This is a genomic window from Pseudomonas sp. NFPP04, assembly GCF_900113815.1.
Taxonomy (GTDB): domain Bacteria; phylum Pseudomonadota; class Gammaproteobacteria; order Pseudomonadales; family Pseudomonadaceae; genus Aquipseudomonas; species Aquipseudomonas extremorientalis.
In genome coordinates this window covers 355470-370258 of sequence record NZ_FOQS01000005.1, presented here as the reverse complement: position 1 = coordinate 370258, position 14789 = coordinate 355470, and the positions used below count along the sequence as shown (strand labels likewise).

Genomic DNA, 14789 nt, shown 5'->3' with positions numbered 1-14789 from the left:
AGCTTGAAATGATGCGGAAACGATCAGGCTTGAAGCGGGGTAGCCGCCCCAAACCCCAGAAACACAAAAGCCCCGCATTCGCGGGGCTTTCGTTTGAATCTTGGCGGGAAACCAGGGATTCGAACCCTGGAGACGCTATTAACGTCCGCCGGTTTTCAAGACCGGTGCATTCAACCACTCTGCCAATTTCCCTTGTGCATCACAGGATTATAGTAGCCTATCCCGTCTCAGCGGGCGCCATAATACCCGAATGAAACACACTGTCAAACTCTCGCCATAGCTTGTTACAGAGCGTCTGTTATGATCTTTGCGACTGAACGTTTCAAAACTGAAGGAGTGTCGCCATGCGCGAACAGAATTACGCAGTGAATGGTAACGCGCAGGCTGAGCAGCTTGAAGTCAGCCGCGTGTTGCGCAACACCTATGGCTTGCTCGCCCTGACCCTCGCATTCAGCGGCGTGATGGCGTTCGTGGCCCAGCAGATGCGCGTTGGCTACCCGAATATCTTTGTGGTGCTGATCGGCTTCTATGGCCTGTTCTTCCTCACCAACAAACTGCGCGACTCTGCGTGGGGCCTAGTGTCGGCATTTGCCCTGACCGGCTTCATGGGCTTTATCCTCGGCCCGATCCTCAACCGTTACCTCGGCATGGCCGGCGGCGCGGAAGTGGTCAGCTCGGCGTTTGCCATGACGGCGCTGGTGTTTGGTGGTCTGTCGGCCTATGTGCTGATCACCCGCAAGGACATGAGCTTCCTGGGTGGTTTCATCACCGTTGGTTTCTTCGTGTTGCTGGCGGCAGTGGTTGCGGGCATGTTCTTCCAGATCAGCGGACTGCAACTGGCGATCAGCGCAGGTTTCGTGCTGTTCTCCTCGGTGTGCATCCTGTTCCAGACCAGCGCGATCATCCACGGCGGTGAACGTAACTACATCATGGCGACCATCAGCCTGTATGTATCGATCTACAACCTGTTCATCAGCCTGTTGCAGATCTTCGGCATCATGAGCCGCGATGACTGATTACTTGCCTCAATAAAAATGCCCCGCATCGAAAGATGCGGGGCATTTTTGTTTTCAGAAGATCAGTACTGGTTGGGTTCCATTTCCAGATCGACCTTGAAGCGCTCCAGAATGTCTCGCTGAATGCGGCGGGCCAGGTTGGCAATGTCATGCCCCGAGGCGGCGCCATAGTTGACCAGCACCAGCGCCTGCAGTTTGTGCACGCCGGCGTCCCCCTCACGGAAGCCCTTCCAGCCGGCCTTGTCGATCAGCCAGCCGGCGGCGAGCTTCATCTGCCCGTCAGGTTGCGGGTAGGCCACCAGGTCCGGATACAGCGCCTGCAGCTCAGCCGCCAGCACCTGGGAGACCAACGGGTTCTTGAAGAAGCTGCCGGCATTGCCAAGCTCCGCCGGATCCGGCAGTTTTTCGCGGCGGATGCTGCAAATGGCGCGGCTGACGTCGCTCGGCGTCGCCTCGGTGATCCCCTGCGCCGCCAGGCGCTGCTGCACCGGGCCGTAGTCGAGTTTCAGGTGGCTGGCGCGGCTGAGGGCGAAGCGCACGCGCAGGATCAGCCAGCGCCCGGTCTCGTGCTTGAACAGGCTGTCACGGTAGGCAAAGTTGCACTCCTCAAGGCTGAAGTCGCGCAGTTCGCCGGTGCGGCGGTCCAGGGCGGTCAGGCCAGCGAATACATCCTTGATCTCGACACCGTAGGCACCGATGTTCTGCATGGGCGCGGCGCCGACGGTGCCGGGGATCAGGCTGAGGTTTTCCAGGCCACAGAAACCTTGGTCCAGGGTCCACAGCACGAAGGGGTGCCAGGCTTCGCCCGCCTCGGCCTCGACCACCACGTGCAGGCCGTCGTCGTGCAGCACACGAATGCCCTGGGTGGCCATGCGCAGCACCAGCGCCGGAATGTCCTGGGTCAGCAACAGGTTGCTACCGCCGCCGATCACCAGCAACGGCACATTGTGTGCGGTGGAATAGGTGAGGGCCTCACGCACATCGCTGTCGCTGTGGGCCTCGGCGAACAGCTGGGCATGCACATCAATGCCAAAACTGTTGAATGGCTTGAGCGATACCTGCGCAAGCACCTGCAAGGTCATAACCGCCCCTTCAATTCGATCACCAATAAATCACAGGCCTGCTCGATCAGGTCCAGGACCCGTTCGAAGCCCTGTTCACCTTCGTAGTACGGATCTGGCACTTCGTCCACTTCGGCATCGTAACGGCGCAGGAACAGGTCCAGCTCCGCCTTGCCCTGCCCCGGCTGCATCGCCTTGAGGTTGCGCAGGTTGCTGTGATCCATGGCCAGGATCAGGTCATAGCGCGCAAAGTCTGCGCGGGAGACCTGCCGGGCACGCTGGGCCGACAGATCGTAGCCGCGGGCCAACGCCGCACGCTGGCTGCGCTGGTCCGGCGGGTTGCCGACATGCCACTCACCGGTGCCGGCGGACGCGACATCGACCTGCCCAGTCAGCCCCGCTTCGCGCAGTTTGTGGCGCAGCACGCCTTCTGCGGTGGGCGAGCGGCAGATATTGCCCAGGCAGACAAACAAAACCTCCATCAGGCCCCCAGCAGGCGACGGACGCGCTCAAGGTCTTCGGGAGTGTCGACACCAGCCGGCGGCGCTTCCAGTGCATCGCCCACGTGGATGCGCACGCCGTGCCACAGCGCCCGCAGTTGCTCCAGGGATTCGGTGTTTTCCAGCCAGCACGGGCCCCAACTGACGAAGTCATGCAGGAAACCGGCGCGGTAGGCATAAATGCCGATGTGACGGCGATACGGCACGCCTTCCGGCAGTACATCCGGTTGCTTGGCAAACGCATCGCGTGCCCACGGCAGGGTCGAACGGCTGAACGTCAGCGCCAGGCCGTTGATATCGCTGACCACCTTGACCACATTCGGATTGAACAGGGTCTCGACGTCTTCGATCGGCTCAGCCAGGGTCGCCATGCGCGCTTCGCCATGGGCGGCCAGGTTGGCGGCCACCTGGTCGATAACGCCGGGCGGGATCAACGGTTCGTCACCTTGCACGTTGACCACGATGGCGTCGGGCGCCAGGCCGAGCTTTGTGGCCACTTCAGCCAGGCGGTCGGTGCCGGAGTTATGGTCTTCACGCGTCAGCACCGCCTCGGCGCCGAAGCCTTTGCAGGCCTCGATGATGCGTGGGTCATCGGTGGCCACCACTACGCGCTCGGCGCTGCTTTTGCAGGCCTGCTCCCACACCAGTTGGATCATCGGCTTGTTGCCGATCAGTTGCAGCGGCTTGCCCGGCAGGCGGGTCGACGCATAGCGGGAGGGAATGACAACGGTAAAGGCGGTGGTCATTTATCCAGGCGCTCATCGGTGGTCAGGGTACGGGCTTCGCTTTCCAGCATCACCGGGATGCCATCACGGATCGGGTACGCCAGGCCGGCGCCTTTGCTGATCAGCTCGGTTTTGTCGGCGCTGAGTTTGAGCGGGCCTTTGCAGATCGGGCAAGCGAGGATGTCGAGCAGTTTGGTGTCCATGAGTGTTTCCTGGAAAAAAGCGGTTTAAGGCAAAAGACGGGCAGGCAACAGACGCATCAGCTGCGTGTCGAACCAGGCGACGAACGCCGGCGACGGCAGCGCATCCACCGCAAGGTACCACCAGTCGGGCTGGGCGAAGGCGCGGCACTTCACCGCGTCCTTCTCGGTCATGACCAGCGGCAATGACGGCGTAAAATTCAGGACCTCGGCACTGTAAGTCGCGTGGTCGGCAAACCCATGGGGTATCGGCTGCCAGTGTAGCGTTTCAAGGGTATTGAAGAAACGTTGCGGGTTGCCGATGCCGGCGACCGCATGCACCTGCTGGCCCGCCGCAAAATGATCCACTGGCCGGCGCTCGCCGGTTTGCAGGTTGACCAGTGCAGTAGGCTGCAAACGAAAGGCAAAGCCGTCCTCGCGGTCACCAGCGGCGCCGTTGTACAGCAACGCATCGACACTCTGCAGCCGCTCCACCGGTTCGCGCAACGGCCCCGCCGGCAGGCAGCGACGGTTGCCCAGGCCACGGGCGGCATCGATCAGCACCAGTTCAAGGTCGCGGGCCAGGCGGTAATGCTGCAGGCCGTCGTCGGAGAGGATCAGGTCCAGAGTGTCGCTGGCCAGCAGCGCCTTGACCGCACGGCTGCGATCGGGATCGATCATCAAAGGTACGCCGCAGCGCTGCACGATCAATAACGGTTCGTCACCCGCCACCTCGGCGCTGTGGCTGGCTTCGACCCGCCACGGCAACTGTGGTGGCTTGGCGCCATAACCGCGACTGACCACACCCACACGCAAGCCGCTGCGCCGACAGTGTTCGATCAACCACAGGATCAACGGCGTCTTGCCGGTGCCGCCCACGGTAATATTACCGACCACCACCACCGGCACCGGCGATTGGTAAATATCACCCTCTCCCGCCAGGAACCGTGCGCGCTTGCGCTGCACCACCCGGCGATACAGGGACTCCAGCGGCCGCAGTAGCGAAAGTGCCGGGTGGCCCTCGTACCAGGCCTTGAGCAAACGATCGGACATGGCCATCAGGGTTGGCTCGCCGCCTCGACGGTACTCATGCGCAAGTGGCTGAAACCGAGCTTGCCGGCAGCGTCCATCGCGGTGATCACAGCCTGGTGCTGGGTCTTGCCATCGGCACTGATGGACAGTGGCAACTGCGTGTCGCCGCCGGACTCTTTCTGCAAGGCTTCCATCAAGCTGGCAAGGTCGTTTTTCTCCAGCAACTGGTTGTTCACCGAAAACACCCCGTCGGCGCTGATGGCGATGTCCAGTTGCTTGACTTGCTGGTCTTCGGCCGGCGAACCGCTCACGGCTTCCGGCAGGTCGACGCGCAGCTCGGTTTGCCGGGTGAAAGTAGTGGTGACGACAAAAAACAGCAGCAGGATAAACACCACGTCGATCAGCGACGCGAGGTTGATATCGACATTTTCCCGTTGCTTGCGGCGAAATTTCACGCTTTGCCCCCAACCAGATCCACGTCGCGGTCGCCCTGCACCACTTCCACCAACTTGATGGCTTCCTGCTCCATGCCCACCACCAGCTCATCGATGCGGCGTTGCAGGAAACGGTGGAAGAACACCGAAGGAATACCCACCATCAGGCCGGCCGCCGTAGTGATCAGTGCCTTGGAGATACCACCGGCCAGCACGGCCGCGTTGGTGGTCATGCCGGAGCCCATGAACGAACTGAAAATGTCGATCATGCCCAACACCGTGCCGAGCAAGCCGAGCAATGGCGCCATGGCGGCGATGGTGCCGAGGGCGTTGATGTAGCGCTCCAGTTCATGAATGACACGGGCGGCGGCCTCTTCGATGCACTCCTTCATGATCTCGCGACCATGCTTGGAATTGGCCAGGCCTGCGGCAAGGATCTCACCCAACGGGGAGTTGGCGCGCAGTTCCTTGAGCTTTTCCTTGTCCAGTTGCTTGTTCTTGATCCAGCCCCAGACCTGCCCCAGCAGATGCTCGGGGGTCACGCGGCTGGCGCGCAGGGTCCACAGGCGTTCGGCGACGATGCCGAGTGCGGCGATAGAGCTCATGATGATCGGCAACATCATCCAGCCGCCGGATTTGACCAATTCCCACACAGTGAATGTCCCCTCGAAAAAGTGCGCCACTTTACCATATAGGTGCGTCGGCCACAGACCCCATCCGCCGAGGTCTTGAACCCCTAGGGTAAGCGCTCGCGCCAGAACCTGCGTTGACTGCGCGCAACGACCGGTGGCGCGAATGCTCCCAGCTGCACACGCACGGCCCCCTGCTCGGCGCTGTCATACACCTGGCTGCCCAGCCGCTGGTAACGTTCCAGCACCTGCGGATGGGGATGGCCGAACGCATTGCCGCGCCCCCGCGAGATAAGCACATTACGGGGGGAGAGCTGCTCGACAAACGCCCAGGACGAAGAGCTGCGACTGCCATGGTGGGGCGCTTGCAGCCACTCGGTGGGCACCGCCAGAGGCGACGCGAGCATGGCCTGTTCGGCTTCGCGGTCGATGTCGCCGGTCAGCAACAGGCGCTCGCCATTGGCCTGCACCTGCAACACGCAGGACTTTGCGTTACCACTGATAGCTCCAGGCCACTGCCAGAGTTCGAACGTTACCCCGTCCCAGGTCCATCGCTCACCGCTGACGCAAGTTTGCGTACCGATAAATGCCGGCAGCCCATCGGTTTCCCCGCCCACCACGCGCTTGATCGGTATGCCCGTGGCAATCGCCGCCGCGCCGCCGGCATGATCCGCATCGGCGTGGCTGAGCAGCATCAGGTCCAATGCCCTCACCCCGAGTTTTCGTAACGACGGCAGCACCACGCGCGCGCCCAGATCAAAGGTTCCGGTACGCGGTCCGGCGTCGTAAAGCAATGCATGGTGGCGCGTGCGCAGAATCAGCGACTGCCCCTGCCCCACGTCCAACTGCACCACCTCCATCTGCCCGTGGGGCACCATCGCCCGCGGAGGGAACACCGCCAGCAACAGCATCGGCCAGCCTAATACGCGAAACGGCACGCCCTTGGGCAGCAGTAGCAACACGACACCCAGCAGACTCACCAGCCAGTAACCCAATGGTACTTGCGCCGGAATCCACGCCGGCATGTGTCCGGCGAGCCACGCCAGCCCCCTGAACAAACCATCCAGAGCGCCGCCCGCCAGCCACAGAAGACCTTCGCCAATAAATGGCAATGGCAGCAATGCGGTCCCCGATAGCGCCAGCGGCAACACCACCAGGCTGATCCACGGCACAGCCACGAGGTTGGCCAGCGGTGCGCTCAGGCTGATGGGCAGTCCCAACACCAACAACACCGGAAACAGCCCAATGGCAATCAGCCACTGCGGTCGGGTCCATGCCTGCCACAGGCTCCACGGCCCCAACCGCCCACCAAACGCCAGAATCAGCACCGCCACCGCCGCAAACGACAACCAGAACCCGGGCTGCAAACTGGCCAACGGCTCCAGCACCAGCACCCCGTTGAGCGCCAGCAGCAACGGCCACCACAGCCCCAGATGCCGGAAGCGCAGCCGCCACACCAACACCAACCCGACCATCACACAAGCCCGTTGCACCGGCACGCCAAACCCTGCGAGCCAGCCGTAGCCCAACGCAGCGCTGAACGCCAGGCCACACGCCCAGGGCAACCACGGCCAGGTTCGCGGCCAGCAACCGTAGCGGGCCAACCCGGCGATCAGCCCATAGATCAAACCCGCCAGCAAACCGATGTGCTGGCCGGAAATGACCAGCAGATGCACGGTGCCCGTGTCCTGCAACACGTGCCAGTCGGCAGCGGCCAACCCTGAGCCGTCGCCCAGTACCAGGGCAACCAGGCCTGCTTCCCGGCCTTGGGCATCCACGGCCAGCAGGCGCTGACGCACGCTGTCGCGCCAGGCATTGCGGGCTGGCGCCAGGCGCTCGCCATCCTTGACCGAGCCCGTGGCGCCGATGCGTTGGGCCAACAGCCAGGCTTCCTGATCAAACCCGTGGAAATTCAGCAACCCGGTCGGACGCTTGAGGGTAACCGCCAGGCGCCAACGTTCACCGCTGCGCACCGGCGGCCCGCCACGCCAGGACACGCGGATGCGTTTGGGTAAGCGGGCATTGCGCGACCGGCTATCGGCCAGTTCGAAGCGCACACCTTCGCCCGTCTGTCGCGGCAACCCGATCACCCGGCCCTCCAGCCAGCGCGTCTGGCCATCCAGGGCAGGCATCAGACGATCATCCAGCGCCCACTGTGCGCTGAGGCATGCCCAACTCAGCCCCAGCAGGAAAAAGGCCACTGGGTAGGTACGAAACGGCAACAACATCAACGCCAGCACCGGCCAGGCAACCAGCCATCCCATAGGCGGCAACGCCGGCAAAAAACGCAGGGCCAGTAGCCCCAGCGCAAACGCGCACATCCCTGTCTTCATGAATCATCCTTTTCAAGTGATCCACTCAGTCTTAGCCGGATGCCCAGGGCGGCCTATGATGTTTTGTCACAAAGTCTGAATTTTCTGTTTATAGAATGCGGGCATACTTGCCCCTCGAACTGACCTGGATCCCTTATGCCCCGGCGCTTATTCAAACGGTACATGCCCGATCCCACGAGTATCAGGGAACATAAGTCATTACAGTTTCTCGGCACGTTGCTGCATGACCCGAACCTCTGGCACCTGAACCGACACTCGGTCGCACGCGCAATGGCCGTGGGTTTGTTCGCCGCGTTTATCCCAATCCCGCTTCAGATGCTGTTGGCTGCGGTCCTGGCGATCACCGTGCGCGGCAACATGCCCATCGCCGTCAGCCTGGTGTGGCTGACCAACCCGATCACCATGCCGGTGGTCTTTATCTGCACCTACATGACCGGCGCCTGGCTGATGAACGTGCCACCGCGCAGCCTGCCCGACGATCTGACCTGGGAATGGATCAGTGGCCAACTGAGCACCTTGTGGCAGCCGTTCCTGCTGGGTTCAGTAGTGTTGGGGCTGGTGCTGGGCGCCCTCGCCTATTGCCTGACCATGGGCTACTGGCGCTGGTGGGTGGGCCACCAGTGGAAAAAGCGCAAACAGCGTCGCGCTTAGCAGGCCCGCAAGCGCAGGTGCACGCGCAGGCCTTGCCCGGTATTTTCCGCCCACAGGTTGCCGTCCTGGCGCTGCACGGCGTTGCGGGCGATGCTCAGGCCCAGTCCGAAGCCGCCATCGCCGGGGCGTGAACCGTCCAGGCGAGTAAAAGGCGCGAAGATCCGTTCCAGATCCCCTTCATCGATCCCGCCGCCCTGATCCTCCAGCCAGACATGCCAACAATCACCTTCGCGACGCCCGTCCAGGCTGACCACACCGCCCGACGGTGAATGGCGGATAGCGTTGCGCAAGATGTTTTCCAAAGCCTGGGCCAACGCATTCAGGTTGCCTCGCACCCAGCAGTCCACCCCCAGCAGGCATGGCAGCCGCGACGCTGGCCAGTCGCTCTCATAGCAGGCGTTTTCGCGCAACATGTCCCACAGCGCTTGAAGCTGGATAGCTTCCTGGGGCAGCGGCGCCCGTTCGGTGTCGAGCCAGGCCAGTTGCAGGCTGTCTTCCACCAGGCGTTGCATCGCGTCGATTTCACGGCCGAGCCGCTCGCGCAGCTGCGTCAGGTCTTGCTCACTGTCACAGGCCACTCGCAGTCGACTCAGCGGGGTGCGCAGCTCATGGGACATGTCTCGCAGCAACTGTTGCTGCAACACCACGGTGCCCTGCAAACGCTCGGACATATGGTCGAACGCTCGCCCCAGTTCGCCCAACTCATCCTGGCGACTGGTGGCGTCGTGGGACAACCGCGTATTCAACTGATCGGCGCGCCAGGCATTGGCCTGCTCGCGCAGTTGATTGAGGGGCATGATCAGCAGCCGATACAGGCCGATGCACAGCAACAGGGTAAACAGGCCGGGAATCACCCCGTTGGTCACCACTCGCCAGAACAGTTGGTAGCGCCCCGGCATAAAGCGCTGGGGTAACTCGATCACCAGCGACCCCGCATGGGGGTCGGTCGGAAACGGGATCTTCAGCCATGGCAGGCCTTTGACATGCCGGCTCACCGGCCAATCCAACCCACGCAGAAAGGTCAGTCGCTGGCTTTCGTTGTCGCTCAGCGGGATGCTGCTCAACGATTGCAGGTCATTGCCGATCACGCCTATCCAGGTACTTTCACGCTTGCCCATCGCCTGCAGCCAAGCGTCGACGCCGGCACTGCCATCGCGACTCCACGCCTGCTCAGCCGCGACCGCATAACCACTCAAGGTGACTCGCGCCTCATCGGACAGGTAGGCGTTCTTCTGCTCCATGTAGCGGCCCCAGGACCAACTGAGCCAGATCATCAGCAAGCAAAAGGCGATCAGCAGGCAGGCCAGCTTCCAGAATAACGAGTGCCGGCCTGGCAGCCGTTTCAAGGGGCGTTCAAAGCCCGTCATCGTGACCGCTCAGCACATAGCCCTTGCCCCACACCGTGCGCACTTCGCGCTCGGTGTAGTTGATCGCCTTGAGCTTGCGGCGGATCTGGCTGATATGCATGTCGAGGCTGCGGTCATGGGGCGCATAACCGCGTTGCAGCACATGCTGGTACAGGAAAGGTTTGCTGAGGACTTCTTCGCTGCTGCGATGCAGGGTTTCCAGCAGGCGGAATTCGCTGCGGGTCAAGCCGGCCCAGTGGTCAAGATGGAAGACATCACACCGTTCATCATCGAAACGCAGGGTGCGGGCATCGTCGTGCACCGGCGCCGAGATCGGCAGCGGACGGCGGTCGAGGGCCACCCGGCGCAGGATGGCTTCGATGCGTACGCGCAGCTCGATCATGCTGAACGGCTTGGGCAGATAGTCATCGGCCCCCAGGCGAAAACCACTGATGCGATCGGCTTCGGCGCCCAGTGCAGACATCAGGATCACCGGGATCGAATGGCTCTGGCGCAGATGAGTGAGGATCGACAGGCCGTCCATCCCCGGCAACAGGATATCCATCAGCACCACGTCAAAGGCCTGCTCGCGCGCCATCTGCAGGCCCTGCTGGCCATTCTGGCACCAGGTCACGTGGAAACCACAGCGGCCCAGGTGCTCATGGACATAAGCGCCCAGCACGGGGTCATCTTCAATAGTCAGGATACTGGGTAGGCCAATTGCTGCGGGATTCATTAGTATCTGCAAGTCATTCTCAATGGCTGATTATTCAAGATTACCCCGCCACAGGCAATCGCCACCGGGCGCCGAATGGCGCGAAGATTGCCGTATGTCATTAATTTGCAAGATTCCGCGCTGCGCAAATGGCTACACTGCGCAGGTGGCGCGGGCCGGATGCCCGTGTGAATCATCGATATCAATGTGGTAGCAGGAGAGTGGCGTGCTGACAAGAATGGGGATAAAAGGCCGCGTACTGTTGCTGACCTTACTACCGACCAGCCTGATGGCTTCGTTGCTGGGCGGCTATTTCACCTGGATGCAGTTGTCGGAACTGCAGACCCAGTTGCTGCAACGTGGCGAAATGATCGCCGAGCAGTTGGCGCCACTGGTGGCGCCCGCCTTGAGTGCACGCAACACCGACCTGCTGGAGCGCATCGCCACCCAGTCCCTGGAGCAGCCGGACGTGCGCACCGTGTCGTTCCTCAGCCCGGACCGTGCGACCCTCGCCCACGCCGGCCCGACCATGCTCAACCAGGCACCCATCGGCAACAGCTCACACCTGTTGCAACGCACCGGCAATGACGCCACGCGCTACCTGCTGCCGGTGTTTGGCCGCCATCGCAACCTCGCCGGCGACCTGATCCCGGATGAAGCCGACCGCCTGCTGGGCTGGGTCGAGGTGGAACTGTCCCACAATGGCATGTTGCTGCGTGGCTACCGCAGCCTGTTCGCCAGCCTGCTGCTGATCGCCATCGGCCTGATCTGCACCGCGGCACTGGCCCTGCGCATCAGCCGCACCATCAACGCGCCGATCGGCCAGATCAAGCAAGCCGTGGCCCAGCTCAAGGACGGCAACCTGGAAACCCGCCTGCCGCCCCTGGGCAGCCAGGAACTGGACCAGCTCGCCTCTGGCATCAACCGCATGGCCGAGACCCTGCAGAACGCCCAGGAAGAACTGCAACACAGCATCGACCAGGCCACCGAAGACGTACGCCAGAATCTGGAAACCATCGAGATCCAGAACATCGAGCTGGACCTGGCGCGCAAGGAGGCGCTGGAGGCCAGTCGCATCAAGTCGGAGTTCCTGGCCAACATGAGCCATGAGATCCGCACGCCGCTCAACGGCATCCTGGGGTTTACCCACTTGCTGCAAAAGAGCGAGCTGACCCCGCGTCAACTCGACTACCTGGGCACCATCGAAAAATCCGCCGACAACCTGCTGGGCATCATCAACGAGATCCTCGACTTCTCGAAAATCGAAGCCGGCAAGCTGGTCCTCGACAGCATTCCGTTCAACCTGCGGGACTTGCTGCAAGACACCCTGACCATCCTCGCCCCCGCCGCCCATGCCAAACAGCTCGAACTGGTCAGCCTGGTCTACCGCGACACGCCGCTGGCATTGGTCGGCGACCCGCTGCGCCTCAAGCAGATCCTCACCAACCTGATCAGCAACGCGATCAAGTTCACCCGCGAAGGCACCATCGTGGCGCGAGCGATGATCGAGGACGAGCAGGAAGACAGCGTGCAATTGCGCATCAGCGTGCAGGACACCGGCATCGGCCTGTCCAACCAGGACGTGCGTGCCCTGTTCCAGGCCTTCAGCCAGGCCGACAACTCACTCTCGCGCCAACCCGGCGGCACGGGCTTGGGCCTGGTGATTTCCAAGCGCCTGATCGAACAGATGGGCGGCGAAATCGGCGTCGACAGCACACCGGGCGAAGGCTCGGAGTTCTGGATCAGCCTCAACCTGCCCAAGACCCGCGACGACGTGGAAGACCTGCCGTCGGCGCCCCTGCTGGGCCATCGTGTCGCCTTGCTGGAAAACCACGAACTGGCACGCCAGGCGCTGCAACACCAACTGGAAGACTGCGGCCTGGACGTCACGCCGTTCACCAGCCTGGAAAGCCTGACCAACGGCATTACCAGTGCCCACCAGACCGAGCAAGCCATTGACCTTGCGGTCCTTGGGGTTACTGCCAACGACATCCCGCCCGAGCGCCTCAACCAGCACCTGTGGGACCTCGAACACCTGGGCTGCAAAGTGCTGGTGCTGTGCCCCACCACCGAACAGATGCTGTTCAATCAGTCCGTACCCAATCCCAACAGCCAATTGCAGGCCAAGCCGGCCTGTACACGCAAATTGCGGCGTGCCTTGTCCGACCTGATCAGCCCGCGCCCCACGCGCAGCGAGCCCGGCGAACCCTTGTCCAGCCGGGCACCGCGTGTACTGTGTGTGGATGACAACCCGGCGAACCTGTTGCTGGTCCAGACTCTGCTGGAAGACATGGGCGCCCGGGTACGCGCCGTGGAAAGCGGTTATGCGGCCATCGATGCGGTGAAGCAGGACACCTTCGACCTGGTGCTGATGGATGTGCAAATGCCCGGCATGGACGGCCGCCAAAGCACCGAGGCGATCCGTCAGTGGGAAAGCGAACGCAGCGGCACGCCATTGCCGGTAGTCGCCCTCACCGCCCACGCCATGGCCAACGAAAAACGCGCCTTGCTGCAAAGCGGCATGGACGACTACCTGACCAAACCCATCAGCGAACGCCAACTGGCCCAGGTGGTGTTGAAATGGACCGGCCTGGCCCTGCGCAATCAGGGGCCGGAACGCGCGACCGACAACCTCGGCCCTGGCGTGCAATTTCCGGTGCTCGATCACGAGGAAGGCCTGCGCCTGGCGGCCGGCAAGGCTGATTTGGCAGCAGACATGCTCGCCATGTTGCTTGCCTCCCTGGAAGCCGACCGACTCGCCATCACCATTGCCCGTGACGCCAACGACAACAACGCCCTCATTGAACGGGTGCATCGTCTGCACGGCGCCACCCGTTACTGTGGCGTACCGCAACTGCGCGCCGCCTGCCACCGTGCCGAAACCCTGCTCAAGCAGGATGACGCCAAGGCCATGCATGCGCTGGACGAACTGGACATGGCGATTGCACGGCTGGCCAGCGAGGCGCGGGTCAGCGCCTGAAGAGACTTTGACGCCGATCAGCTGTGGGAGGGGGCTTGCCCCGATAGCGTCGTATCAGTCGAAGCATCTGTAGCTGACACACCCTAATCGGGGGCAAGCCCCCTCCCACAGTTGTCCAGCGTTTCCAACTGATTAATTGCGGGGAGCCTTTTGATGCGCGTGATTCTATTCAGCAGCCAAACCTACGACCGCGACAGCTTTCTCGGCGAACCGTTGCCCGTAGGCCTGGAGCTGCAATTCCAACCCGCCCGGCTCAACCTCGACACCGTGGCCCTGGCCGAACATCACGAGGTAGTCTGCGCCTTTATCAACGATGACCTCAGCGCCCCGGTGCTGGAGCAGTTGGCCAAGGGCGGCACGCGGTTGATCGCCCTGCGCTCGGCGGGCTACAACCATGTGGACCTGGCCGCCGCCAAGCGCCTGGGCCTGACCATCGTGCGCGTACCGGCCTACTCGCCCCATGCGGTGGCCGAACACGCCGTCGCGCTGATCCTCGCCCTCAACCGCCGCCTGCCCCGCGCCTGCAACCGTACCCGCGACGGCGATTTCAGCCTGCATGGCCTCACCGGTTTCGACCTGGTGGGCAAGACCGTCGGCGTGGTCGGCACCGGACAGATCGGCGCCACCTTCGCCAATATCATGGCCGGCTTCGGTTGCCGGCTGCTGGCCTACGACCCCTTCCCCAACCCGCAGGTCCAGGCCCTGGGCGCGCAGTACGTGAGCCTGCCCGAACTGCTGGCCCAGGCGCAGATCATCAGCCTGCACTGCCCGCTCACCGCCGACAGCAAACACCTGATCAACGCCCGGTCCCTGGCGCAGATGCAACCGGGTGCGATGCTGATCAACACCGGTCGCGGTGGGCTGGTCGACACCCCGGCGCTGATCAAGGCGCTCAAGGACGGCCAGCTCGGCTACCTCGGTCTGGATGTCTATGAGGAAGAAGCGCAGTTGTTTTTCGAGGACCGCTCTGATCTGCCCTTGCAGGACGACGTGCTCGCACGCCTGCTGACCTTCCCTAACGTGATCATCACTGCCCACCAGGCGTTTCTGACCCGCGAGGCCCTGGCCGCCATCGCCGGCACGACGTTGGCCAACATTGCCGCCTGGGCCGATGGCCGGGCACAGAACCTCGTCGAAGGATGATCAGCGGTTACATACCAGGCTCATGATGAGCCAGCACCCGTGATA

Annotated in this window: 14 protein-coding genes and 1 tRNA gene; 4 read left to right on the top strand and 11 right to left on the bottom strand. The window is 62.7% G+C overall.

Annotation, left to right across the window (positions count from 1 at the left end; translation table 11 throughout):
• Positions 1-101: 101 nt before the first annotated feature.
• A tRNA-Ser gene (locus tag BM017_RS13890) sits at positions 102-192 on the bottom strand.
• A gap of 152 nt (positions 193-344) precedes the next feature.
• On the opposite strand from BM017_RS13890, the gene BM017_RS13885 reads away from it, so the two are divergent.
• Complete coding sequence (locus BM017_RS13885; RefSeq protein WP_071491861.1) at positions 345-1016, top strand: Bax inhibitor-1/YccA family protein; 672 nt, start codon at positions 345-347, stop codon at positions 1014-1016.
• 62 nt (positions 1017-1078) lie between these two features.
• Here the strand turns inward: BM017_RS13885 and murB are convergent, their stop codons facing one another.
• The 8 genes from murB to BM017_RS13845 form a co-directional block, all read right to left on the bottom strand.
• Positions 1079-2098: a UDP-N-acetylmuramate dehydrogenase gene (gene murB / locus BM017_RS13880; RefSeq protein WP_092245147.1), complete on the bottom strand. Its 1020-nt coding sequence runs from the start codon at positions 2096-2098 to the stop codon at positions 1079-1081.
• Positions 2095-2559: a low molecular weight protein-tyrosine-phosphatase gene (locus BM017_RS13875; RefSeq protein ID WP_071491863.1), complete on the bottom strand. Its 465-nt coding sequence runs from the start codon at positions 2557-2559 to the stop codon at positions 2095-2097. The genes murB and BM017_RS13875 overlap by 4 nt, the downstream gene beginning before the upstream one ends.
• On the bottom strand, positions 2559-3323 hold the full coding sequence (gene kdsB / locus BM017_RS13870) for a 3-deoxy-manno-octulosonate cytidylyltransferase (RefSeq protein ID WP_092245144.1): 765 nt from the start codon (positions 3321-3323) through the stop codon (positions 2559-2561). Before kdsB ends, BM017_RS13875 begins: the two co-directional genes overlap by 1 nt.
• A complete protein-coding gene (locus BM017_RS13865; protein WP_003174668.1) occupies positions 3320-3505 on the bottom strand; it encodes a Trm112 family protein in 186 nt (61 codons plus the stop codon). Before BM017_RS13865 ends, kdsB begins: the two co-directional genes overlap by 4 nt.
• 24 nt (positions 3506-3529) lie before the next feature.
• Positions 3530-4540, bottom strand: coding sequence for a tetraacyldisaccharide 4'-kinase (lpxK, locus tag BM017_RS13860; RefSeq protein ID WP_092245141.1), 1011 nt, complete (start codon positions 4538-4540; stop codon positions 3530-3532).
• On the bottom strand, positions 4540-4968 hold the full coding sequence (locus BM017_RS13855) for an ExbD/TolR family protein (RefSeq protein WP_058425436.1): 429 nt from the start codon (positions 4966-4968) through the stop codon (positions 4540-4542). Before BM017_RS13855 ends, lpxK begins: the two co-directional genes overlap by 1 nt.
• Entirely contained in the window at positions 4965-5600 is a 636-nt protein-coding gene (locus BM017_RS13850; RefSeq protein ID WP_058425437.1) for a MotA/TolQ/ExbB proton channel family protein, read from the bottom strand. Before BM017_RS13850 ends, BM017_RS13855 begins: the two co-directional genes overlap by 4 nt.
• Before the next feature lie 83 nt (positions 5601-5683).
• Positions 5684-7909 carry a DNA internalization-related competence protein ComEC/Rec2 gene (locus BM017_RS13845; RefSeq protein WP_092245138.1) on the bottom strand — a complete coding sequence of 742 codons (2226 nt, stop codon included), beginning with the start codon at positions 7907-7909 and terminating at the stop codon, positions 5684-5686.
• Between the two features lie 135 nt (positions 7910-8044).
• Between BM017_RS13845 and BM017_RS13840 the strand changes: the two genes are divergently transcribed.
• Entirely contained in the window at positions 8045-8560 is a 516-nt protein-coding gene (locus BM017_RS13840) for a DUF2062 domain-containing protein (RefSeq protein ID WP_092245135.1), read from the top strand.
• Here BM017_RS13840 and BM017_RS13835 read toward each other — a convergent pair.
• Both BM017_RS13835 and BM017_RS13830 read right to left on the bottom strand, forming a co-directional pair.
• Positions 8557-9927 (bottom strand): sensor histidine kinase, encoded by a 1371-nt coding sequence (locus tag BM017_RS13835; RefSeq protein WP_092245132.1) that lies wholly within the window; start codon positions 9925-9927, stop codon positions 8557-8559. The two genes, BM017_RS13840 and BM017_RS13835, sit on opposite strands and share 4 nt — an antisense overlap.
• Positions 9914-10642, bottom strand: coding sequence for a response regulator transcription factor (locus BM017_RS13830; RefSeq protein ID WP_092245129.1), 729 nt, complete (start codon positions 10640-10642; stop codon positions 9914-9916). The genes BM017_RS13835 and BM017_RS13830 overlap by 14 nt, the downstream gene beginning before the upstream one ends.
• A 205-nt stretch (positions 10643-10847) precedes the next feature.
• Here BM017_RS13830 and BM017_RS13825 point away from each other — a divergent pair, with 205 nt between their 5' ends.
• Entirely contained in the window at positions 10848-13601 is a 2754-nt protein-coding gene (locus BM017_RS13825; protein ID WP_092245126.1) for a response regulator, read from the top strand.
• 153 nt (positions 13602-13754) lie between these two features.
• The gene (locus tag BM017_RS13820) at positions 13755-14744 is read left to right on the top strand and encodes a 2-hydroxyacid dehydrogenase (protein WP_092245123.1); all 990 of its coding nucleotides are present in this window, start codon (positions 13755-13757) and stop codon (positions 14742-14744) included.
• The last annotated feature ends 45 nt before the right edge of the window (positions 14745-14789 follow it).